Here is a 21,007-nt window from a genome sequence, read left to right on the forward strand (position 1 = left end):
GAGCAGTCACCTTGTTACTGCGTATTAGACGCCAGCTGCGCGCTGATGGTGACTCATGCGCCAAGGGACAGGCGTAGCGAACCAGAGGCCTTTCTCACCCACATCCTTGTGGGAAACTGGCGCTGGAACGGGTTGCCTTTGGATGAACCAGTCTTTGGCAACCTAATGGTTTAGAGCTCACCCCGGATGATGGCTGCGCCGGCACTTAACGCCTGCAGCTTACCGTTGGCTACCCGACGGGATAGGGGAGCCATGCCGCAGTTGGTTGAAGGGTAGAGTTTGTCGGCATCGACAAAGCGCAGCGCCTGGCGCAACGTATTGGCGACTTCCTCGGGTGTCTCAATGGTATTGGTTGCCACGTCAATGGCCCCGACCATCACTTTTTTACCGCGGATCAGTTCCAGCAGATCCATAGGAACACGCGAGTTATGGCATTCCAGTGAGATGATGTCGATCATCGATTTTTGCAGTTTGGGAAACGCTTCTTCATATTGTCGCCACTCGGAGCCCAGCGTCTTTTTCCAATCAGTATTGGCTTTGATACCGTACCCATAGCAGATATGTACTGCGGTTTCGCATTTCAGCCCTTCAATGGCTTTTTCTAGCGTGGCGATCCCCCAATCGTTTACCTCATCAAAGAAAACGTTAAAGGCGGGCTCATCAAACTGGATTATATCGACGCCAGCCGCCTCTAATTCCTTGGCTTCCTGATTGAGAATTTTGGCGAACTCCCAGGCCAGTTTTTCGCGGCTTTTATAATGGCTATCATACAGCGTATCGATCATTGTCATCGGGCCAGGCAGTGCCCATTTAATCGGCCGGTCGGTGAGTTGGCGTAAATATTTGGCATCTTCCACAAAAACCGGTTTTTGACGTTCCACCGCCCCCACCACCGTCGGCACGCTAGCATCATAACGATTACGAATTTTAACAACCTGACGCTTCTCAAAATCAACGCCGTTGAGGTGTTCAATAAAGGTAGTGACAAAGTGTTGACGCGTTTGTTCGCCATCGCTGACAATATCAATCCCCGCCCGAATCTGGTCTTCCAGGGACAAACGCAGGGCATCCTGTTTCCCCTCAATCAATTCCTCATTGTGCAATTTCCAGGGAGACCAAAGTGTCTCTGGTTGTGCCAACCAGGACGGTTTGGGTAAGCTGCCGGCAGTTGAAGTGGGGAGCAATGTTTTCATAATTAGCTAGCCTTTTATTTTCGGTTAATCACAGCGCGTAATGGGTAGACCATTGCTCAAGAATATTCTTGTATGGTTTGATAAAGTGTTCTTCAGTAAACTTTCCCTGCTCGATTGCCAACTGGCTGCGTTCTTCCCGATCATAAAAAACTTTCGTTAATGAATGATCCTGATGATTCAGGTTTGGTTGATAGCATTGTCCTGCCACAGAGTTGGCATTGTAAATTTCAGGGCGATAAATCTTTTGGAATGTCTCCATCGTGCTGATGGTGCCGATCAGCTCAAGATTGGTGTAATCTTCCAGTAAATCACCAGTGAAATAAAAGGCTAACGGCGCAACGCTATTTGTCGGCATGAAATAACGAACCTGTAGACCCATTTTTTTGAAATAACTCTCAGTCAAAGAAGAACCTTCCTGCTGATACTCGATGCCCAACACCGGGTGTTGGTTGCCTGTCCGGTGATAGATATCTTTGCTTGAGATGCTTAAACATATAACAGGCGACTTCTTAAAGTTGTTTTTATACGCTGTCGAGTTGATGAAATGCTTGAATATATTGCCATGCAGATCGCCAAAGTCATCCGGGATGTTGAATTCAGATTTGTTTTTGTTGTGTTCCAACAGCAAAACACTGAAGTCATAATCGCGCACGTAAGAGGAAAAGTTATTCCCAACGATGCCTTCGATACGTTGGTTTTTTTTCTTGTCGATAATGTTGGTTTTTAATATTTCAATTACCGGGAAGGTATCACCATGATCTTCAATGCGCATCTCGGCAGAAATGATTTCCAGCTCGACAGAATAACGATCGCCTTTTGGATTATCCCAATGCGCTAATGTATTGAAACGATTATCAATCATGACAAGAGTATTGCGCAGGTTTTGCTGGCGGTGGGCCCCTCTGGCCAAATTGGCAAAATTGGTGGTAATACGCGTATTCTCCGAGGGGTTATAATTCTCATCGAACAGGCTGCTCTTAATGGTAAATGTAAAATCTGTGTTCATGGTGATCTTGCATCCTAAGTTCTGATATGAAAACTGAATTTATTCCATGAGTTGCCAAAAACGTTGGCGTTCTCGTTGAGCAGTCTTCATGTTCTCAAAAAGCTAACATTGCATAATTTATGCCAGAGCCATTGGACGAGTGAAAGCGACTTAATTTCATTACCACATGAGTCATCTTCATGATGGTCTGGCGTAAGGTAGCGCCGGTATGATCGCCGCTGAGTCAGAGCGCCCGCCGCGCGCATCCAGCAGGTCGGCGGTTGAACAGGCTGAAGACTACTAGAGATAGAAGGCCTTGATGGTTCGCAACGGCGTGGGTTTTGAGTTATTCATTTCGAGGATGTAAGAGATCTCCGCTTTACTCATGCTGTAATAGACACCGTTTGCGGAAGGTTTGCGCCAGTGCGGGAACGAGATATCTCATGGTGTGTCACGCAGTATGCGTGGCGAGGAGTGTTAAAAGTGTTCCAGCATAAATGCCGAAAATGCCCGTACTGCGAGGAAGCGACGGCTTTCAAGCCAGACTGCAGGAATATATGCCCCTTTACCATGAAATCCGTCAGAACGGGAATTAACGCCGGTTTTTTACCAGAGAGGTTGCCATAAAACGTGTCACCATGCCTATTCCAGTACCGGCTACCACTTCGCCATCGTCGCTGGCATCGACGATGGCGGGAGATGCTGGCACGATTTCGATCTCGTGTTCTCTTACCTGGAACGGCCAGTGAAAACTCTGCGCCGTATTTTGGTAACGCATATTAACCGCTTTATAACCGTTAGGCTTATCAGGGGGCGTTTGCCGTAGACGCAGATGCCTGTAAGCGCGTGGTAATGGATTGCCCGGTAAAAATATAGTAATACATGGCGATCACGAACCCATCGATGGTGAACAGGGAAACGGTTGAAGTGAAGATCACCAAAATGAGCACGTCGAAACTTTTGAAGTTCAGCAGTTGGAAGCCAAACGCGACGCCAAGGAAACCTAACACCCCAAGATTGATGAACACGCCGTTTATGCCGACGTTGGGCGTAAATCCGCCACCGCGTGACATTAAGAAATCAACCAGGCCTCTATTACGGTAATCAAAACAGGTATAATCGACGTCGCAACCAAAGATAAGGTTGCCGATGCTCATATGCTGAATCATATATGAAGCAGACAGGCGATGGGCTAGGGACTCATTGGCGGTATAGAAGGAAGGGCTGCCAACGTTGAGATAGGATGCCACCACCATAAAGAAAATAAATACCAGGCCAAAGGTAAATTGATTGGGGATCTTATTGATGAAGCGTTTGAAAGGCCTCAGTAACAGCACGATGATGAGTGCTAACGAGGCCTTGGATAGGCTGGCCAGATAACCGGCGGTAAAAAGGAATTTTTCTTTCTTATTAAGTTTCCCTTCTCTGATCCTTATCAAGAAGATAATTGCCAGTAGTGATGCAAAGAACCCGGCTTCGCGCGAAAGCCCTGACATACGGGGGAATAAGAACAGGGCAAACTGATTGCTGGAGGTTTTCGTTGCCAAAGAGCCCCAGATCAATTGAGACATGTTTTTAGGGCCCATTTCCATGGCGATGCTTTTATCGATAAAGAACGCCGTGAATTGTAATAAGCACCATATTATTGACAGTATAAAACAGAAATAAACTTTCTTTGCCACTTCATCTTTCATCAATACGAAATAGGAAACACCTAGGGCGATCATGGCTGATTTTATCGCGATGAAAGGATTGAATGCGGCAAAGCAAACCGCCATCCAGAGAAAGATGAAGGCTAATATCCTGACGCTTAATATTCGTAGCCGGCTAAGGAAAGTCGTATCGGCAAATACCAAAAAGATCCATAAGTAGAGTGTTATTCCAGAGATATACGGGTTAAATGGGACGGCAACGAAGAACAGCGCTATCATCCAGCGCAAAGTATTGTCAAAAATAAACTTCATAGCGTACTTCCAAATTGTTGTTTGGTTGACAGGTCAGTTTCCCTTCACCTGTTGCTACTGCTGTTGTCTGTGTGTGGGCGTAGCATAACATAAAGTTTTTAGGTTTTTTCCGAAAAATGCGCAAAACTGAAGGAGAACCACAAAGATCCTTGCCTTATGATTCCTGATGTGAATGTACGTGATGTAGGGCGGGAAATTCTCTGAACTACCCCCAGGCAGGGGGTCAGTTCGGTAGAGGGTTAAAGATCACTGCTGCCATGGCGACGAGTATTGCTACGGTGCCGATAACGTACAACATCAAGCGTTTAATACAAGCATTGCGCTTTCTTGCTTGAGATACCATATGCTCTCACTTCTATTATGGGACACCTTAATACCGTAGTCATGCTTTAGGGTCTCGTCTAGGTGCTTGCTGCAATATGCCAAGCTTTCCGAACTTTCCGAATCCAGGGTTGGACGGCGATGCGAGCATTTTACTTCTGATTCAACATCCTAACTGTCTGCTCATTATCCGTCTGGAGGCGTATCGCCACGGCTTTGGCTCAAATGCGCCAGCGTATGCCTGGCGCTTTGCCGGTTCAGAGGGCGGTAACAGATTGTCGCAACGGCGTTTCCGCTTAAACCCCGGCGGCAGACGCCATACTGCGGCATTCCTGTGCGCAACGGTGACAGGCTTTGGCGCACAGTTGGCAATGTTCGGCTTGATGCTTGGCGCATTCATTGCCGCATTTTTCACACAGTTCGGCGCATAGATTGCATAATTGGCGGGCAAATTCGCTGTCCAGCGACATAAACTGCGCAGACAGCCGGCATATATTTGCGCATTGAATGTCTAACCGGATGCACTGGCGCATCATCGCCAGATCCTCTTCTTGCAAGCAACAGGCCGCGCAACGATCGCAGGCTGCTGCGCAGGCATAGCAAGCTTCGATACAGCTGTTGAATTGTTCGGGCATACATCCTCCTCCCAGAATGGCAAGAAATCGCTATGTTTAAGCGTGGATCAGGATGGCGCGTTAAGCCAACCGAGGCGAGGAGGGTTGCCCGGCCGCTGGCGGGTATGCCAGCGGTGGCAGCGGTGGGTAATCGCCGCCGGCAACCTTGCTTGAACGCAATCTGTGATCGTTGTGCCAAATCCTCGCACCCATTTTGCTTGTCACTGGGCGAATGACTATGTTGATTTTGGGGTCAATATTGCCGTGGTGCGTTTATTACCGACATTGCAAAGGGGATAACATGGCGCTTTCCAGACAGGAGAGGGAGGTCGGTTTCGAGCAGTGGCTGTGCAGTATCAACGCCGCCTGCGGTCGCTTTGCGGCCAAATCGCTCGGTGCCGAGTTCAGCGGTGCACTGCAGGAGTTCCGTTCGCATGCCTTACGCCTGAGTATCGTGGATGTGGCTCAGGCATCTCTGTACCGTACCCGGCGCGAAGTCGCGCAAAGTGACGGCGGCCACTTCTTTACCGTTTTCCAACTGCGCGGTAGCGCGCTGATGACGCAGGGCGGACAGCAGAGTTTATTGACCGCCGGCGACGTTACGCTGATCGATGCCTCTCGGCCCAGCTATTTCAGTTTTCCGCAGGATTCGCGGCAAATCTCTCTGCTATTGCCTCGCTGCTATCTGGAGCAACCATTTCGCGTTGCCGATGTGCAATGCGCCAAACGTATCGGTGCCGATCGCGCGGTCGTGCAGCTCAGTTATCAGTTGGTCGCCGAATGTATCAAGCATCCGGCGATGAGTGCGGCAGAAAGCGAAGCGGTGTTGAATGCCATCGCCACCCTGTTACGACCGACGCTGACCAGCCACGATCGTGGCGCCGAGCTGCATCAGCCGCTTTTTGACAAGGCGCTGGTGCTGATCGATAGGCATATTCAATCCGAACGGCTGCGCCCGGAATGGCTGGCGGCGGAGGTTGGCGTCTCGCTGCGTAGCCTGTACCGGCTGTTTGCCCGCCGGGGGCTGGTGGTGGCGCAGTACATCAAGCATCGGCGTCTGGATCTGTGTGCTCAGGCGCTACGCAACGCGCCTGAGCGGCAAAAACTGGCCGGTCTTGGCTATGACTGGGGATTCAGCGACCATAGCCATTTTTCCACCGCCTTCAAGCAGCGTTTTGGCGTTTCGCCTAGCGACTATCGCAAGCAATACCAATAAACGGTGGTTGGAGCATGCCCCCGCGGGCTGAGGGCATGGCGCTCAGTAACGAATACATACGGATTTTGACTCGGTATAGGCGTCCAGCCAGTCCGGGCCAAAATCGCGGCCGCTGCCGGATTGTTTGAAACCGCCAAACGGCATATTGGCGTCAATCAATGTATGGGTGTTGACCCACACCGTGCCGGCCTGAATGCGTGGGGTATAGGCCATTGCAGCTTGCAAACTGCGGGTCCACAGGCTGGCGGTCAGTCCGTATTCGCTGTCGTTGGCCAGCCGCAACGCTTCCTCGCCATCCGCAACGCGGATCAGGTTCACCACCGGGCCAAACACCTCTTCTCGTGTCAGATTGAGATTTGCCGCCGGGTTAATAACCAGAGTGGGGGGAATATAGAAGCCGTCACCCACCGGGCCATTGGCGCCGGCGATCAGTTCGGCATGTTTGGCTTTGGCATCGTCGAGAAAGGCGGCCACCCTGTCGCGGTGACTGCGCGATACCAGCGGGGTGATCTGCGCGCGGGTATCCATTCCGGGGCCGACGCTGAGCGATTTCACCGCCTGTTCAAAGCCGGCGACCACGTTATCGTAAATCGGCGCTTCGATATAAATACGCGAACTGGCGGCACACACCTGTCCCTGATTGAGGAAGCTGCCCATCATCAGGCCTTCAACCACCTGCGTGATATCAGCATCTTGTAATACGATTGCCGGGTTTTTACCGCCCAGCTCCAAGGTGACGCGCGTTAAGCGGTCGGCTGCCGCACGGGCGATGCCTTTACCTACCGGCGTTGAGCCGGTGAAACTGACTTTGGCCACCAGCGGGTGCTCGGTCAAGGCCTTGCCGCATACCGCGCCACGGCCGGTCACCACATTGAATACGCCCGGCGGGATGCCGGCTTCGCTGGCCAGTTCGGCCATGCGCAATAGCGTCAGCGGCGTAGTTTCCGACGGTTTGATAACGATCGAGCAACCGGCAGCCAACGCAGGCATCACCTTCCAAATACCAATCATCAGCGGGAAGTTCCACGGCACGATGCCGGCCACCACGCCAATCGGTTCTTTGCGGGTATAGACCTGATAGCGGGCCCCCGGCGGCATCGGGATAGAGACGTCCAGCGTTTGGCCGGTGATTTTTGTCGCCAGGCCGGCGGTGTAACGCATCCAGTTCAGCGTGCAGCCAACCTCAAAATCACGGGAAATCATGATGGATTTGCCCTGTTCCAACGTTTCCAACTGTGCCAGCTGTTCGGCGTGCTGTTCGACCAGATCGGCATAGCGCAACAGGATACGTTCACGCTCGGCCGGCAACCGCTGTGCCCAGACGCCGGCGGTGAAGGCCCGATGGGCGGAGGTCACGGCGCGCGCAACGTCTTCGGCGCTGGCGTCGGCGGTAGTGGAAATCTGCTGTCCGTCGGCAGGGTTATGCACCGGCAGCCGCTGTTCGGCCTGCGAGGGCTGCGATTGCCCGTCAATATACAGACCATGTTGACGATCGAGAAACTGCGACACGCTGTCCAGAATGGTTACGGTATTGTCAGGCATACGCCCTCCTGTCAGGCAAAAAGGTCACTTAACGGCACCAGTCTAGGCGTTTTTGCACTGCCGGCTTTTGTTTGCCTGACAATCGATTTGCTCTGCGTGACAGCCGCCACTCGCGCCCGCTAACGCGACCTGAGCTGGCTGCTGGAGCGAATTATGAACTGAGGGTGGCCAGCCGGGTGGCGAAGCCGAGGAATAGCAGGGCAATCAGGCCATTGCCCAATTTGGCCAGGCGTTTTTTATGGCTGAAGAAATGCGCCAGCATACTGCCGGCAAAGATCAGCGTGGTCATGTAAACAAAGCTTACCGACTCCAGAATCAGCGCCAGAATGGTGTAGGACAGCCCAGGGTGTGCGTAATTAAAATCAATAAACTGCACGAAGAACGACACGTAAAACAGAATGGCTTTGGGATTGGTCAGGCTCAGCGTCAACGATTTGCGCAGAATGCTGTTGCTACTTTCCAGCGGCTGCTGTGCCGTTTGATTCTTTTGAATAAAAGTGGCGTACAGGAGCTTGGCGCCGAGGAACAGCAAATACAGGGCACCCAAATAACGCACCAGGGTAAACAGGAACGGCGTGGTGCGGATCAGCGTGGCGACGCCGATATAGGCGCAAAAAATCAAAATGGCATCACCGATAAATACGCCCAGGGCGGCGGTATAGCCGGCGCGAACGCCGCGCGAAATACCCATTTTCAACACAAACAGGCTATTTGGACCCGGCAGGACAATGATAAAAATCACCCCTGCGAGATAAGTCCATAAATTCAGGATGCCAAAACTCTCTAACACATTAACCTCACAAGCCTTTTAATACGCGCAACGCTCAGGCGTTATCCCTGGCCCCGGTTGGGCCGTGCCCGATCCTAACGCTGCGCGTTGGGCTTGGCAATCTGCATTGTCCGAACCATCATTTCCGCGCCAGCAAGGTGGCGAAACGCAGTTGGATACGCTGGCCATTGGCATCGGTTTTATGCAGTTGACCGACATCCTCGTTATATTTCACAATTTCCCAGTGGCGATAATAATTTTTCAGTTCATCGGGTTTGAAGGTGAACGGAAACGGCAGCGGGCAAGGGAAGTCCGGCGTGTCCATCGCGGCGACAATCAGATTGTGACCGCCGCTGACGGTGCTGGCCTGCATATCCTGTATCATGGTGGGGATGGTTGCGGGTTGCAGAAACATCATCACCACGGTGGAAAGAATAAAGTCATAGGCACCGCTAAAGCGATGGCTATTCAAGTCCTGTTCGCTGGCGCTGATATGGTTCAGGCGTTCGGCATCAATGATCCGGTTCAGTTCGGCGACGCTGAGCGCATTCTTGTCCCAGGCGGTTACCTCGAAGCCCTTCAGGTTGAGATACAGCGAGTTTCGCCCGCCGCCACAGCCCAGATCCAGCGCCTTGCCTGCCGCTATCTGGCGGACTGCGGCGATCACTTCCGAGTGGGTACGGCTCAGGCCGTATTTTTGGTGAAAGTAGTCTTCCGGTTGCGTGGTGATCGACATGTCATTCTCCAGCATCAAGTCTGATTTAAATTGCATATATAATGCATGTTATTGGTGTGTTTTACCATCCGCAGCATAACGCAGGGCAGTTTTCGACGGCGGGTACTGGATCATAAACGGCAGCTGAGATAACGTCTTTTACGCCGATGCCATGATAATCAGGGAAAAGATGTTTTATAACCGCCATTCTGAACGACTCCCCGCCTTTCGACCGCTAATGCTGACCGCGTTGCTGGTGTTGGCCGGGTGTGCCAGCAAAACCACCCCCGAAGCGCCTGAGCGCCGACCGGCAGATGTCAAGGCGCAAGTCATCAAACTGATGCCGCCCAGCGCCAAGGATCGCCAGGGTTGGGCAACGGATATCACCGCAGCGTTTGCCGCGCAAGGCCTTGACGCGAGCGACGAGAACATCTGTTCCGTACTGGCGGTTACCGAGCAGGAATCGACCTTCCAGGCCGATCCGCAGGTGCCCGGGCTGCCGAAGATCGCCTGGAAAGAGATCGATCGTCGCGCCGATCAACTGCATATTCCGCATTTCCTGGTGCGCACCGCGCTGATGATCACCTCGCCAAACGGCAAGAGTTACAGCGCACGACTGGACAAGGTGCGCAGTGAAAAGGAGCTGAGCGCCATCTTTGATGACTTTATCGATATGGTGCCGATGGGCCAACGGCTGTTTGGCAATCTGAACCCGGTGCATACCGGTGGACCCATGCAGGTGAGCATCGCCTTTGCCGAGGCCAATGCCAAAGGGTATCCGTATCCGATTGACGGTTCGATTCGTCGTGAAGTGTTCAGCCGGCGTGGCGGCATGTATTTCGGCATCATGCATCTGCTCGGCTATCCGGCCAATTACAGCCGTTCACTGTACCGTTTCGCCGATTTCAACGCCGGTTGGTACGCCAGCCGTAATGCGGCATTCCAGAGCGCGGTCAGCCGTGCGAGCGGCATTCCGCTGGCGCTGGACGGTGACTTGATCAACTACGGCACCGACAAGCCTGGCTCCACTGAACTGGCGGTGCGCGCGTTGGGCAAACGACTGGCTATCAGCAATTCCGCCATTCGGCGGGCGCTGGAGAAGGGCAACAGCCTCGATTTCGAGCATACCGACGTTTACCAACAGGTGTTTGCGCTGGCAGAAAAAACCGAAGGCAAAAAGTTGCCGCGTGAAGTGTTGCCGGGCATTACGCTTGAAAGCCCGAAAATTACCCGCAAGTTGACCACGGCCTGGTTTGCCAAACGGGTTGACGATCGCCGTCAACGTTGCCTGGCTCGCGCCAAATAAAAAACCTCATGGGTGAGGGAGGCGGAAGGGCCGTTTGTCCCTCACCCGACTGATTAGGCGCAGCGGCGCGGGTTGCGCAAGCCGAAGTTGAAGTTATTACAGCGGTTGCAGAACTCTTTCATCACCGGCGGTGTATCCATCATCGGCAATTTCACTTCAATAAACGCCAGCCGGTCCTGGCGAGATGCGTGTTCCAGCGCCAGTTCCAGCTGTTGGCCGGTTTCCACGGCGGCGCAGAATGGGCGAGCCTCGGTGTTGAGCACCGCTGGCAGTGCGGCATAATCCCAGCGGCCGATATCGTTGTACGATGATGCTTCGCCGAGGATATAACGTTCGATGGTGTAACCGTCATTGTTTATCAGGAAGATAATGGGTTTTTGCTCGTAACGCAGCAGCGTTGACACTTCCTGGGCAGTCAACTGGAACGAACCATCACCAATGAACAGTATTTGCCGGCGTTCCGGCGCGGCCATCAGCGTGCCGAGCAGCGCCGGTAAGGTATAACCGATGGAGCCCCAAATCGGCTGATTCACCACTTTCACCCCGTCTGGCATGCGCATACCACCGATGGCCGCTCCCGAGGTACCGTTTTCGACCACCAGCACGTCGTCTTCGGCAATAAATCGGCTCATACGCTGCCAAAAATAGGCCTGATCGAGCGGTGCGTCGCTGGGGGCGGCCAGTTTGTGGCGTGGGTTGGGCAGCGTGGCCATTGGCGTCGCCGCGTCGCCGGCGGCACCGTCCAGCAGTGCCTGCAACAGATCGGCGGCGGCCACTGCCGGATAGGCGACGTTGTCCAGTTTCACCGTGTATGGCTGAATGTCTATCTGTCCTGCGGTTGGGATCTGATGCGAAAAGTAACCGGTGGTCGAATCCACCAGCCGTGCGCCAAAGTTCAGCACGCAGTCAGAGTTCGCCATCAGTGCAAACAGTTCCGGTCTTGACAGATTACCGCTGTAGCCGCCCATCCAGCCGGCGGTGGTTTCGGCGATAATGCATTTTGCGGTTGGCATATTGGTCAGCGGAATGGCGAATTTATGGGCAACTTCAACCACCAGTTGCTGCAACTGATAACGATCGACCATCTGATCGATCAGCATCACCGGCCGCTGTGCCTGTTGCAAGCGTCGTAGCAAGGCGCTGGCAGCCAGCTGCAGGTTGTAGCGATCGCTGGCCGGCAGGCGCGGCGCCACCACGGCGCTTGTTACTTCGATCTCTACTTCGCAAATGTCTGACGGTAGCTGTAAATAGACCGGTTTCTTTTCGGTCCAGGCCACCGCCAGAACCCGTGGAATTTCCACCGCGGCATTTTCCGGCGTAATCAGCGCCTGTGCGACGGTAAACTGTTTAAAGCAATTCATTACATTGTCAAAATTGCCGTCGGCCAGTGAATGGTGCATTAACGCATGGCTTTTCATGGCATGCAGCGGCGGGGTGCCGGCCAGGCATATTACCGGTGAGGATTCAGCATAAGCGCCGGCAATGCCGGACAATGCCGCCAGATCGCCAACGCCATAAGTGGTAATCAACGCACCGGCGCCTTTCATGCGCGCATAGCCGTCAGCGGCGTAAGAGGCATTCAATTCATTGCAGTTGCCAATAAACTGTAGCTGGTTGTCATGCTCAATCAACTCCAGCAACGACAGATTATAATCGCCGGGCACGCCGTAAATATGGTCGATATTCAGTGTGCGCAGTTGTTGCAGAATAAATTGTCCGATGGTGACTTTCATCTCTTGCTCCGAATTTATTGTGTTGGTTTTATCAGGCAGAAATCAGCAATCAGCTTTGCCGGTGTTATTGCGTTAGCGAATGGCGCGAAAAGCGTATTACGCCTGCTGGTATTAACAGTTATGGAAAGCGCTGATTGCTTCAAGATCGGCAGGCCAGTGGCCGAACGGTATTTATGTACGCCGGGCTTTACGTTTAAAAATGCCATGGCACAGGGTAATGGTCGGCTTTGGCAGCCTGAGCGGGTATTTCTCTCGCCAGCAAAAAACCGTGCTTAATGCCATTTCTGGCGATAGACAGCGGGGGAGTAATCCCAATTAGATATTTTCGGTACTTTTACGATTACTAATAATCCTAGGCGTATCACCTGCCATAACGCGGCGGAGTCAGACCCGGCTCAGCCGCAATCGGCAATATGTGCTGGAGAAACCTCTGCGGAAATCAATAATTAACTTATGTAATAGTAATAATATTAGGCGGTGTTACTTTTAATTTACACCATAATAACAAGGTGGCAACCAGCAAGCGCTGTGATGGGGATAACACTGATGCCAGCAGGTCAGGCCAGATAATGCGCTGGCGATCACATCCGCTTTGGCGGCGGGGGTAAAGCTATGTTAACGGCCGGCGTGGCGATTCATTGTTTGACGTCGAAACGGAGTTTTCTGACAGATCGTCAGCGGGGGATGGCGTTAGCATGGCGTTTAAGGATGCCACGGTGCGTGGAGCGCTCTTGCAAGTCCATCGGACATAACAATGCCCAACGGCTAAACTTAATGAATCGACAACAAATATCGCTTAGCGCTGGGATTGGCAAAAGTCTGGGTTGATCTTGCAAGTACGATCGGTAAGAATCCCCGGCCGTAATTTATACAGGAGTTTTATGATGTTTTATAAATGGACACCGTTGGCATGCGGTATGGCGTTGATGTTTTCTGCACTACCTTCGCAGGCCGAGGTTGGTGCAGAAAACGCCACTGCCGTGCAGACGCAGGTGGCAGCAGAAAATGGCGCTGCCGCGCAGACGCAGGCGGAGGCACAAAACGCCACTGCCGTGCAGGCTGAACAGCCCGGCTTATGGCAGCGCTTTACCCATAATGTGGCTGAAACCTGGAACAACTCGCCGAACAAGGATATCTATCTGCCGGCGATCACCTGGCACAACCGCTGGACGTACGACGACGAACACATCGACAAGTACAACGAACGTCCATGGGGAGCAGGTTATGGTATTTCGCGCTTCGATCAGGACGGTGATTGGCACGGCATCTACCTGATGGCGTTCAAGGATTCCTTTAACAAATGGGAACCTATTGGCGGCTACGCCTATGAAAAGATCTGGCGCCCGCTGGACGATAAGGATTTCCGCCTTGGCCTGGGCTTTACAGCCAGCGTCACCGCGCGTGACAACTGGAACTATATCCCGATCCCGGCGCCATTGCCGTTGGCCTCCATTGGTTATAAAAGCCTGACGTTCCAGGCTACCTATATCCCCGGCACCTATAACAATGGCAACGTATTCTTTGCCTGGCTGCGCTGGCAGTTCTGACTCTTTCCCTCGTCCTGACTATTCCTAAAATTGCGTTTTCTGCCCGCCGGATGGAACTTGTTGGCGGGCATGACGTTCGAATCTGTGTCCGGCGGCTTGCCGCCTACCGAAGATAAAACAGGAGCTTAATCATATGAACAGCAAGCATCGTTTACTGCTGGCGTTAGCATTGACCACATCTATGGCCGGTACGGCAAACGCGGCTGGCCTAATGGATTCTATTAGCGATGCAGCCGGCGGTCTAAGCCAATCTGGCGGCGAAAGCGGCGGTATGTCACTGTCCAGCCTGACCGGACTGCTGAACGGCGGCGACAAGGCATTGAGTTCCAGCAGCATGACCAACGCGGCCGGCATTCTGCAGTATTGCGTGAAAAACAACGTGCTGTCGCAAAACGGCGTTGCCGGCGTGCAGACCAAACTGATGGATAAACTGGGCATTAGCAGCAGTGCCGACGCCAACAGCCAGGAGTATCAACAAGGGTTGGGTGGCTTGTTGCAGACCGGCGAAGGTAAAAGCCTGGATCTGAACAGCCTTGGCACCTCGCAGATCACCGAAAAAGTGAAGCAAAAGGCCTGCGATCTGGTACTGGAACAGGGTAAATCCTTCCTTTCCTGAACGGCGTGAGTAAAAGTTGAATATGAAAAAGAGCGTACTGTTTTCTCTGCTTGCCGGTGTGGCAATGCTGCAAGGATGTCAACAAGTGAAAACCCACGACGCACCGCCTCCGCCGCAGACTACTTCGATCGGTATGGCGAATCCGGCGGATGTCTACTGCAGCAAAATTGGCGGTACCCTAAACGCCAAACAGAATGCGCAGGGGCAGTATTCGACCTGTACCTTGCCAAGCGGTGAGGAACTGGAGAGTTGGGCGCTGTTCCGCCGCGATCATCCGGTGAAGAAATAACCCAGCGCCGGCATTAAAACTCGCTGGTGCTGATGGCCTGATACTCCACCTCGCCGTGGCCATGCAGGCTCAGCGGCAGACGCCAGTTATGTTCTACCGCCAGCGGAAACGGCTGCGAGCGAAAGCTGCAGCCGCTTTTTATGTCGCGGATCTTTAAAACGTACTTGCCAGCCGCCGAGACGTTGACGGCAAAACTGGCCGCAGCGGGAATGAACACTTCTGCCAACTGTTGCGGATGTTCCGGGGTTTCCAGCTTCACCACCACGGCAAAGTCATTGCGTTGATTTTCCAGCGTGATGCGCTGTAAACGGCTGCCGGCCGGCCGTTCGGGTTGGTGGAGGTAGCCCGCCGCGGCGGGCCATGGCTGGCCGTCGTTGTCATGCAACGGACCACCGCACTGTTCGCGAGCTTCACGCAGCGGCAAGCCGCGGTTGATGTCGTAATGGGCCGGCGCTGTGCTGGTCAGCTCCTCCTGCTGGTGCTGAGCGTGCAGATAGCGTTTGGTGCCAAATATCCCGACGGCGATCAACATAAAGAAAATAAATAGCGTCAGACGGCTGTTAAAAATGCGGCCAAACAGCCTGCCTGGTAATTGAAACAGCCAGCTTGCGATTCTCAATAGCATATGTTTTCCCTTAGCGCCCAAGCCGTTACGTCTGCGGTAACGTTGCCTCCCACAGTATAGCCAACAACCGTCGGCCAAAATCGTCTAACCCTAATTTTCTTATTTATTATCGTACGTTGGTAACCGATTAGCGCTACTTTAACGGCGTGGCGGGAGAGCAATATGTCAGTCAACGTCGTCCAGGGTTTGTATCACGTTTTATTCAACTGGACGAAGGGCCAACGCTGGAGGTGATGTGGTTGCCACATCTGCTGCCCGACGGTAACGCCATCGAAATCACCACCTGATCAGCTTTCCTCCAGAGCGGCGAACTGCTGGCCGAGGAAGTCCAGCAGCAGGCGCACCGCCGGCAATAAACCACGGCGTGACGGGTACACCGCGTGTACCACGCCACCCTGTGGTCGCCAGTCAGGCAGCAAGGCCATCATATCGCCCCGCAGGATGTGATCGCGCATCATCATGCTCGGCAGTTGTACTACCCCGGCGCCGGCAATTGCCGCGGTACGCAACATTAGCATATCGTCGGTGACCAACCTTGGCAGGTGTTCCCAGTCAAAGCGGCGCGTATCCGGGCCGGTCAGTGTCCACTGGTGCTGGGGGCGCGCCGGACCAAGATCGAGCGTCGGGTAGCGTAGCAGATCTTCCGGCTGCCTGACGTCGCCGAGTGCCCGCACCAGCGCCGGGCTGGCCGCCACGCACCAGCTGCGCTGCGCCAGCACTTTCAACACCAGATCGCTGTCTTCCAGCGGCGGTGGCCGCACGCGTAACGCCAGATCCAGTCCTTCTCCCACCACGTCGACCCGGCGATTGGTCGCTTCCAGGTGCAGAGACACTTTGGGGTAATCGGCCATAAAGCGTGCCAGCATATCCCCGACGCGGGTATGCAACAGCGCGATCGGGCAAGACAGGCGCACGGTGCCGCAAGGCTCCGCGCGGGTCTGTTCGATTGCCTGCTGCGCGGCCTCGGCCTCCACCAACATTGCCTTGCAGTGCTGATAATAATTCTGCCCGACGTCGGTAATGGAAAACCGGCGCGTTGAGCGCTGGATCAAGCGCACGCCGAGCCGTTCCTCCAGCAGCGCCACCCGGCGGCTGAGTTTGGATTTTGGTATGCCGAGCGCTCGGCCTGCAGCGGCAAATCCCTGATGTTCCACCACGCTGGCGAAGAAAAACAGGTCGTTCAAATCGATCAACATTGCCGCTCCATTGTCCTACCAGTAGAACACTGAGTGTATATCTTGCCGACTACTGCGGCAATCACGGCGGGTTTACACTGTTGGCAACAAATAAAGGCCGAGAGGCCGGTAATGGGAGATCCTTATGAAAAAGATCCTAGGCGTCTATAACAGCCCTGAAGCACATTGGGTCGGCAACGGTTTTTTGGTCAATTCGCTATTTTCCTATAACGATCTGGGGGCGGAAATGAGCCCGTTCCTGTTACTGGATCATGCCGCGCCCACCAAATTCCGCGAAACTACCGGGCGACGCGGCGTTGGCCAGCACCCGCATCGGGGTTTCGAAACCGTAACCATCGTTTATCAGGGCGAAGTGGAGCACCGTGATTCCACCGGCAGCGGCGGTGTGATTGGCCCAGGTGATGTGCAATGGATGACTGCCGCCTCCGGTATTCTGCATGAAGAGTTCCATTCAACGGACTTCTCTCGCAAAGGTGGCACCATCGAAATGGTACAGCTGTGGGTTAACCTGCCGGCCAAGGATAAAATGGCTGCGCCGGGTTATCAGACGCTGCGCAATCAGGATATTCCGCAGGTAGCGCTGGCGGACGGTGCGGGACAGGTTCGGGTGATTGCCGGCGACTTCGCTGGCCATGCTGGCCCGGCACGCACCTTCAGCCCGCTGAATGTGTGGGATATGAAGATCAATGCCGGTCACACCACCACGCTAACGGTGCAGGAAGGTCATACGCTGGCGCTGGTGATGCTGCATGGCGCGATACTGGTCAACGGCGAGCAGATTGTTCGTGAAACCCAGATGGTGATGCTGGACCGCGTGGGTGATACCCTCACCATTGAAGCCAACAGCGACGTCAGTCTGTTGGTGCTGAGCGGTGAACCGATCGATGAGCCTATCGTCGGCTATGGTCCGTTTGTGATGAACAGCGACGCCGAGATACAGCAGGCGTTTGAGGATTTCAACAGCGGCAATTTTGGCACCATGCCGGCGGTTGAAACCGTTAGCGGCAGAGACTGAGCGAGCACCTCCCTTCGGCTGGCCCGTTATCGCGGGCCGGCCTTCTGGTTTGCATGGGCGTTTGCGCCAGCTGGCCGCGCTGCTTTACCCGATCCTGCGTAATTCATCACGTTTATGCCGGGATGTAAGCAAATATCAAGCGGGTGAAAAGGCGGCGAAAAGCCGCTTTCATGCCCATCGGCGACGGGGTAGGTTAGGGCGGTTCCTGTTCAATGAGATCCTAACGATGAAGCAAACCCTGAAAGCCCTGACTCTGCCCTTTCTGACCGCTGCGGTATTATTCAGCACTGGCGCGCTTTCCGCGCCTGCGCCAGCCGACAAGCCATTACCGCCGCAGTGGCAGCAGGGTAACGTACGGCCACCTTTCCCTGGCCCCGACGGCCACCCAATGCCTAAACCCGGTTTTTGCCACGGCGGCGAACTGTTTTGCGCCACCTCTGCCAGCGATAACCCCACGGACACCATTAACAAACTGACGGCGGTGATCCCGACCAGCCAGGCCAAGCACTATGAAGTGCGCGTTTCGGTGGTTGCGTTGCCGGATAACCCGCCGCTGCGCTGACGATAACCCCAGCCGACGTTGGTCGGCTGGCCTTTCGCCGGGGAGCGCGCTAGTCTGGAGACAAACCAGGAGGCGCGATGAACCCTAGCGTAATTTCTTCCCCGCCGCTGCCTGTCGAACCGGTGCTGTTATTCGACGGCGAATGCAATTTATGCCACCGGCTGGTGCGTTTTTTGATGTGGGCAGACCGCCATGGACGCCTCCGTTTTGCCACCGTACAGTCAAGTACCGGGCAGGAGATGTTGCGTAGCCTGGCGATGCCAACCGACCGTTTTGACAGCGTGGTGTTGCTGGCGTCGGGCCGGCACTGGCTGCGTTCGGCGGCGTTTTTTCAGGCACTGCGCTGGCTCGATTGGCCTTTTTGCTGGTTATCTGTCGCCCGCTTTCTGCCGCGTCGGCTAGGTGACGCCCTCTATGACGGCGTTGCGCGTAACCGTTATCAGTGGTTTGGTCGCAACGATGGTCAGGACTTGCCGGGCAGTGAACAACCCTGGCGTTATCTGCCGGGGGGACGAGACAGGCCGCGCTGAACTTTACTTTTTTTTACCGGCTAACTGCTTGAAATAGCACCGGTGCGCCCTCATATAATGGTCTGTTCGATAATAAGGAGAGCCCATGGGAATCAGCGAAGAAGAAAATATCCGCCGACTCAGCCAAGAGAAGAACGCCATTGGCAATATGGCAAAATGGGTAGCGATTGTTTCTGCCTGCTATTTTGTCTTGATGGTGTTTTATGGCCATCCCGTCGGCGTATTGACCATGTCCGGCGCTATCTGTCTGGTGGCGACCACCACCTGGCTGAAAAAACGTCGCAAGGTAAAAACCTACCGCCGGACGCTGGCAAAGATCGCGCCTGACGACACACCGCAGTAACCTTCAGTCATCCTGGTCAACGTCTGCTGCTGGTCAGCATGCGGTCTGGGGTGAACCGCCAAACTTTCATCTTTTCCATCGTCGATGTGCTCAACGCGTCAGATGACGCCTGGTCGAGTTATCCCTGCATGCGCAAACCTCGCCGTTGTGTCGCGCTGGTGATGCAATAGCGCCGCAGTTGATGCGCTGCGGCGGTAGGGGATTTCAGGTAAGTGCCACGATATCGTGCTGACAGCGGGGGATTAAATGAAGGAATCGTCGTCGTTAAAGCCGTCATCGTCGGCGAAATCAGCGAAATCGTCGTTCTGATAATCGGCATCCTGTAGGCCGCTGTTGCCCTGATTAAGAAAACTGCCGTCACCGTTATTGAATGTATCAAGATTGTTGGCAGTATCAATATTATCCATCGCGTTATCTTGCGGGGGTTCATTGATTATGTTCACTATCTCTTCCGGCTGAGAGTGGCGGAACATACCGGTCAGCATATCGGCCAGCACCACGCCACCGGCCACGCCGGCCGCGGTTTGCAGCGCGCCACCGAGGAAACTGCCAGCGCGTGACGGCGCCTGCGGTTGGGCATATGGCTGCTGCGGCGCATAGCTACCCTGAGTCGGGCTGTTCCAGCCGTTATTGGCGGGCTGTTGAGTCTGGTACGCTTCGCGCGTGGTGGCGGCCTGTCGGTTACCGCCGCCAAACAGACCGGCTAGAAAACCGCCGCTGCTCTGCTGGCTCGGGGCGTTTTGCTGGCGTTGCGCGAGCTGGTTTTCCAACTCTTTCACCCGCTGATCCAGCTGTTTTAGCGCTGCTTCCTGAATGATCATCGCCTGCGCCATATAGTAAGGCGCGGAAGGCTGCTCGCGGATGTGCTGGTTAATTTGCTGCTCAGCCTGACTATCCCGTTGGCTCGTCTGAGTCTCGGCTTGCTTTAAGCGGCTGAACAGACCATCAATAAGGCGTTGTTCTTCAGATTGCATAGGATTCTCTCAATAGGGTTTTGCCCTACCACCCTAGCGCGATTGCCCAAGCCAATAAATACGCCATAGGTAAACCTGTCTGCGAATTTGTTACCAATTACGGCAACGGCAGCAGCATCACCAGTTTCAGCACGTTGTTCTCCGCAGGGTTAAAGGTAACTTGCTGATAATACAGGCGGCCTTGCTGGGGATGCTCAAACAGCCGTTCCCCGCCTTCACGCGCCATTACGTCATGCTGCTGCCACCAATGGTTGAAGTCGTCGCTGTTACGCGTCATGTTGCGCACGAAGGCGCGCATCGGATCGGTTGCCTGATGGTGGCTGGTTTCGGCACGGAATTCCGCTACCACCCGGCGCGCGCGATGGTGCCAATCACTGACCAGCGTTTTCGCCAACGGGTGGAAAAACATAAAGTGCAGCAGATTGGGGGTCTTGGCCTGGCCGAGCCAGCCGGAAAACAGCGCTTGCGCGGGTTGATTCCATGCCAGCACGTTCCAGGTGATATCCAGCAGATAGCAGGGGACATTGACCTGATGCACGCTGTGCAAGACGGCGTCGTTGACGCTGTCTTGCTGGCGTTCCTGTTCCGGGTCGGCCACCCGTGCCAGCGTAAACAGATAATGGCGTTCGGCGTAGCCGAGCTTCAGCGCCTTGGCGATGCGCGCCAGCGTAAACGGTGATATCGAGACGTCTCGCCCCTGCTCAATCCAGGTATACCAGGTAGCGCTGATACCGCTGACCTGCGCCAATTCTTCCCGCCGCAGGCCGCTGGTACGGCGACGCGGGCTGCTGGGCAGGCCAATCATCTCTGGCGTGACGCGCTCACGGTGGGCGCGCAAGAACGCGCCAAGGGCCTTCGGGCCGGACAAATCATCAGTTTGCATAGGCTGGTACCGGTTGATACTAGGATAACTGCACATATTGTACCCGTATATGGTGCTGATTATAGTTGC

At 54.3% G+C, this 21,007-nt stretch carries 24 protein-coding genes; 11 read left to right on the forward strand and 13 right to left on the reverse strand.

The window, feature by feature from the left end:
* Positions 1 to 170 precede the first annotated feature (170 nt).
* The 5 genes from ACCC84_RS14250 to ACCC84_RS14270 form a co-directional block, all read right to left on the reverse strand.
* Positions 171 to 1,193, reverse strand: a complete 1,023-nt coding sequence (locus ACCC84_RS14250; RefSeq protein WP_088499879.1) for a methionine synthase — start codon at positions 1,191 to 1,193, stop codon at positions 171 to 173.
* 28 nt (positions 1,194 to 1,221) lie between these two features.
* Entirely contained in the window at positions 1,222 to 2,199 is a 978-nt protein-coding gene (locus tag ACCC84_RS14255; RefSeq protein WP_371902010.1) for a DUF1852 domain-containing protein, read from the reverse strand.
* 571 nt (positions 2,200 to 2,770) lie between these two features.
* Entirely contained in the window at positions 2,771 to 2,956 is a 186-nt protein-coding gene (locus ACCC84_RS14260) for a type 2 periplasmic-binding domain-containing protein (protein ID WP_371902011.1), read from the reverse strand.
* A gap of 28 nt (positions 2,957 to 2,984) precedes the next feature.
* Positions 2,985 to 4,142 carry a hypothetical protein gene (locus tag ACCC84_RS14265; protein ID WP_273868815.1) on the reverse strand — a complete coding sequence of 386 codons (1,158 nt, stop codon included), beginning with the start codon at positions 4,140 to 4,142 and terminating at the stop codon, positions 2,985 to 2,987.
* A 617-nt stretch (positions 4,143 to 4,759) separates the two neighbouring features.
* Positions 4,760 to 5,098 (reverse strand): four-helix bundle copper-binding protein, encoded by a 339-nt coding sequence (locus ACCC84_RS14270; RefSeq protein WP_273868818.1) that lies wholly within the window; start codon positions 5,096 to 5,098, stop codon positions 4,760 to 4,762.
* Between the two features lie 280 nt (positions 5,099 to 5,378).
* Between ACCC84_RS14270 and feaR the strand changes: the two genes are divergently transcribed.
* Positions 5,379 to 6,293: a transcriptional regulator FeaR gene (gene feaR / locus ACCC84_RS14275; RefSeq protein ID WP_371902012.1), complete on the forward strand. Its 915-nt coding sequence runs from the start codon at positions 5,379 to 5,381 to the stop codon at positions 6,291 to 6,293.
* Between the two features lie 42 nt (positions 6,294 to 6,335).
* On the opposite strand, the gene ACCC84_RS14280 is transcribed toward feaR, so the two are convergent.
* From ACCC84_RS14280 to tehB, 3 genes are all read right to left on the reverse strand, one after another.
* The gene (locus tag ACCC84_RS14280) at positions 6,336 to 7,835 is read right to left on the reverse strand and encodes an aldehyde dehydrogenase family protein (protein WP_004954841.1); all 1,500 of its coding nucleotides are present in this window, start codon (positions 7,833 to 7,835) and stop codon (positions 6,336 to 6,338) included.
* A gap of 151 nt (positions 7,836 to 7,986) precedes the next feature.
* Complete coding sequence (gene leuE, locus ACCC84_RS14285) at positions 7,987 to 8,625, reverse strand: leucine efflux protein LeuE (protein ID WP_088499882.1); 639 nt, start codon at positions 8,623 to 8,625, stop codon at positions 7,987 to 7,989.
* A gap of 118 nt (positions 8,626 to 8,743) precedes the next feature.
* On the reverse strand, positions 8,744 to 9,340 hold the full coding sequence (gene tehB / locus ACCC84_RS14290; protein WP_039991072.1) for a tellurite resistance methyltransferase TehB: 597 nt from the start codon (positions 9,338 to 9,340) through the stop codon (positions 8,744 to 8,746).
* A gap of 169 nt (positions 9,341 to 9,509) precedes the next feature.
* On the opposite strand from tehB, the gene ACCC84_RS14295 reads away from it, so the two are divergent.
* Positions 9,510 to 10,625, forward strand: coding sequence for a DUF1615 domain-containing protein (locus ACCC84_RS14295; RefSeq protein ID WP_198773385.1), 1,116 nt, complete (start codon positions 9,510 to 9,512; stop codon positions 10,623 to 10,625).
* 53 nt (positions 10,626 to 10,678) lie between these two features.
* On the opposite strand, the gene ACCC84_RS14300 is transcribed toward ACCC84_RS14295, so the two are convergent.
* A complete protein-coding gene (locus ACCC84_RS14300) occupies positions 10,679 to 12,358 on the reverse strand; it encodes an alpha-keto acid decarboxylase family protein (protein WP_371902013.1) in 1,680 nt (559 codons plus the stop codon).
* Between ACCC84_RS14300 and ACCC84_RS14305 the strand changes: the two genes are divergently transcribed.
* The 4 genes from ACCC84_RS14305 to ACCC84_RS14320 all read left to right on the forward strand — a co-directional run bounded on the left by ACCC84_RS14305 (position 12,338) and on the right by ACCC84_RS14320 (position 14,810).
* Positions 12,338 to 12,634 (forward strand): hypothetical protein, encoded by a 297-nt coding sequence (locus ACCC84_RS14305; RefSeq protein ID WP_127913642.1) that lies wholly within the window; start codon positions 12,338 to 12,340, stop codon positions 12,632 to 12,634. The genes ACCC84_RS14300 and ACCC84_RS14305 overlap by 21 nt on opposite strands.
* Before the next feature lie 605 nt (positions 12,635 to 13,239).
* Complete coding sequence (gene pagP, locus ACCC84_RS14310) at positions 13,240 to 13,905, forward strand: lipid IV(A) palmitoyltransferase PagP (RefSeq protein ID WP_004954828.1); 666 nt, start codon at positions 13,240 to 13,242, stop codon at positions 13,903 to 13,905.
* A gap of 133 nt (positions 13,906 to 14,038) precedes the next feature.
* Complete coding sequence (locus ACCC84_RS14315) at positions 14,039 to 14,521, forward strand: YjjA family protein (RefSeq protein WP_004954825.1); 483 nt, start codon at positions 14,039 to 14,041, stop codon at positions 14,519 to 14,521.
* A 22-nt stretch (positions 14,522 to 14,543) separates the two neighbouring features.
* Positions 14,544 to 14,810: a putative hemolysin gene (locus ACCC84_RS14320; RefSeq protein WP_004954823.1), complete on the forward strand. Its 267-nt coding sequence runs from the start codon at positions 14,544 to 14,546 to the stop codon at positions 14,808 to 14,810.
* Between the two features lie 13 nt (positions 14,811 to 14,823).
* On the opposite strand, the gene ACCC84_RS14325 is transcribed toward ACCC84_RS14320, so the two are convergent.
* Positions 14,824 to 15,435, reverse strand: coding sequence for a hypothetical protein (locus ACCC84_RS14325; protein ID WP_004954820.1), 612 nt, complete (start codon positions 15,433 to 15,435; stop codon positions 14,824 to 14,826).
* A 146-nt stretch (positions 15,436 to 15,581) separates the two neighbouring features.
* On the opposite strand from ACCC84_RS14325, the gene ACCC84_RS14330 reads away from it, so the two are divergent.
* Positions 15,582 to 15,722 carry a VOC family protein gene (locus ACCC84_RS14330; RefSeq protein ID WP_371902014.1) on the forward strand — a complete coding sequence of 47 codons (141 nt, stop codon included), beginning with the start codon at positions 15,582 to 15,584 and terminating at the stop codon, positions 15,720 to 15,722.
* Here the strand turns inward: ACCC84_RS14330 and ACCC84_RS14335 are convergent, their stop codons facing one another.
* The gene (locus ACCC84_RS14335; protein ID WP_198773383.1) at positions 15,723 to 16,631 is read right to left on the reverse strand and encodes a LysR family transcriptional regulator; all 909 of its coding nucleotides are present in this window, start codon (positions 16,629 to 16,631) and stop codon (positions 15,723 to 15,725) included.
* Between the two features lie 124 nt (positions 16,632 to 16,755).
* Here ACCC84_RS14335 and ACCC84_RS14340 point away from each other — a divergent pair, with 124 nt between their 5' ends.
* From ACCC84_RS14340 to ACCC84_RS14355, 4 genes are all read left to right on the forward strand, one after another.
* Positions 16,756 to 17,646, forward strand: coding sequence for a pirin family protein (locus ACCC84_RS14340; protein ID WP_004954812.1), 891 nt, complete (start codon positions 16,756 to 16,758; stop codon positions 17,644 to 17,646).
* Between the two features lie 226 nt (positions 17,647 to 17,872).
* Positions 17,873 to 18,208 carry a hypothetical protein gene (locus tag ACCC84_RS14345; protein ID WP_004954808.1) on the forward strand — a complete coding sequence of 112 codons (336 nt, stop codon included), beginning with the start codon at positions 17,873 to 17,875 and terminating at the stop codon, positions 18,206 to 18,208.
* Positions 18,209 to 18,285: 77 nt separating this feature from the next.
* Positions 18,286 to 18,738 carry a thiol-disulfide oxidoreductase DCC family protein gene (locus ACCC84_RS14350; RefSeq protein ID WP_004954807.1) on the forward strand — a complete coding sequence of 151 codons (453 nt, stop codon included), beginning with the start codon at positions 18,286 to 18,288 and terminating at the stop codon, positions 18,736 to 18,738.
* Positions 18,739 to 18,823: 85 nt separating this feature from the next.
* Positions 18,824 to 19,081, forward strand: a complete 258-nt coding sequence (locus ACCC84_RS14355) for an ABC transporter ATP-binding protein (RefSeq protein ID WP_371902015.1) — start codon at positions 18,824 to 18,826, stop codon at positions 19,079 to 19,081.
* Positions 19,082 to 19,323: 242 nt separating this feature from the next.
* Here ACCC84_RS14355 and ACCC84_RS14360 read toward each other — a convergent pair whose 3' ends face one another.
* Positions 19,324 to 20,055 (reverse strand): DUF2076 domain-containing protein, encoded by a 732-nt coding sequence (locus ACCC84_RS14360; RefSeq protein ID WP_004954801.1) that lies wholly within the window; start codon positions 20,053 to 20,055, stop codon positions 19,324 to 19,326.
* 97 nt (positions 20,056 to 20,152) lie between these two features.
* Positions 20,153 to 20,938, reverse strand: a complete 786-nt coding sequence (locus tag ACCC84_RS14365) for a helix-turn-helix transcriptional regulator (protein WP_004954796.1) — start codon at positions 20,936 to 20,938, stop codon at positions 20,153 to 20,155.
* Positions 20,939 to 21,007 lie beyond the last annotated feature (69 nt).

It is taken from the genome of Serratia odorifera, assembly GCF_041448735.1.
Lineage (GTDB): Bacteria > Pseudomonadota > Gammaproteobacteria > Enterobacterales > Enterobacteriaceae > Serratia_F > Serratia_F odorifera.

Bases quoted from the DNA above. Each gene is read 5' to 3' on its own strand.
- ACCC84_RS14325 (WP_004954820.1), bottom strand. From the start codon at position 15,435: ATGCTATTGAGAATCGCAAGCTGGCTGTTTCAATTACCAGGCAGGCTG.
- ACCC84_RS14280 (WP_004954841.1), bottom strand. From the start codon at position 7,835: ATGCCTGACAATACCGTAACCATTCTGGACAGCGTGTCGCAGTTTCTC.
- ACCC84_RS14345 (WP_004954808.1), top strand. From the start codon at position 17,873: ATGAAGCAAACCCTGAAAGCCCTGACTCTGCCCTTTCTGACCGCTGCG.
- ACCC84_RS14350 (WP_004954807.1), top strand. From the start codon at position 18,286: ATGAACCCTAGCGTAATTTCTTCCCCGCCGCTGCCTGTCGAACCGGTG.
- ACCC84_RS14265 (WP_273868815.1), bottom strand. From the start codon at position 4,142: ATGAAGTTTATTTTTGACAATACTTTGCGCTGGATGATAGCGCTGTTC.
- ACCC84_RS14300 (WP_371902013.1), bottom strand. From the start codon at position 12,358: ATGAAAGTCACCATCGGACAATTTATTCTGCAACAACTGCGCACACTG.
- ACCC84_RS14365 (WP_004954796.1), bottom strand. From the start codon at position 20,938: ATGCAAACTGATGATTTGTCCGGCCCGAAGGCCCTTGGCGCGTTCTTG.
- ACCC84_RS14295 (WP_198773385.1), top strand. From the start codon at position 9,510: ATGTTTTATAACCGCCATTCTGAACGACTCCCCGCCTTTCGACCGCTA.
- ACCC84_RS14355 (WP_371902015.1), top strand. From the start codon at position 18,824: ATGGGAATCAGCGAAGAAGAAAATATCCGCCGACTCAGCCAAGAGAAG.
- feaR (WP_371902012.1), top strand. From the start codon at position 5,379: ATGGCGCTTTCCAGACAGGAGAGGGAGGTCGGTTTCGAGCAGTGGCTG.
- ACCC84_RS14255 (WP_371902010.1), bottom strand. From the start codon at position 2,199: ATGAACACAGATTTTACATTTACCATTAAGAGCAGCCTGTTCGATGAG.
- ACCC84_RS14360 (WP_004954801.1), bottom strand. From the start codon at position 20,055: ATGCAATCTGAAGAACAACGCCTTATTGATGGTCTGTTCAGCCGCTTA.
- ACCC84_RS14315 (WP_004954825.1), top strand. From the start codon at position 14,039: ATGAACAGCAAGCATCGTTTACTGCTGGCGTTAGCATTGACCACATCT.
- ACCC84_RS14270 (WP_273868818.1), bottom strand. From the start codon at position 5,098: ATGCCCGAACAATTCAACAGCTGTATCGAAGCTTGCTATGCCTGCGCA.
- ACCC84_RS14250 (WP_088499879.1), bottom strand. From the start codon at position 1,193: ATGAAAACATTGCTCCCCACTTCAACTGCCGGCAGCTTACCCAAACCG.
- ACCC84_RS14260 (WP_371902011.1), bottom strand. From the start codon at position 2,956: ATGCGTTACCAAAATACGGCGCAGAGTTTTCACTGGCCGTTCCAGGTA.
- pagP (WP_004954828.1), top strand. From the start codon at position 13,240: ATGATGTTTTATAAATGGACACCGTTGGCATGCGGTATGGCGTTGATG.
- ACCC84_RS14335 (WP_198773383.1), bottom strand. From the start codon at position 16,631: ATGTTGATCGATTTGAACGACCTGTTTTTCTTCGCCAGCGTGGTGGAA.
- ACCC84_RS14320 (WP_004954823.1), top strand. From the start codon at position 14,544: ATGAAAAAGAGCGTACTGTTTTCTCTGCTTGCCGGTGTGGCAATGCTG.
- ACCC84_RS14340 (WP_004954812.1), top strand. From the start codon at position 16,756: ATGAAAAAGATCCTAGGCGTCTATAACAGCCCTGAAGCACATTGGGTC.
- tehB (WP_039991072.1), bottom strand. From the start codon at position 9,340: ATGTCGATCACCACGCAACCGGAAGACTACTTTCACCAAAAATACGGC.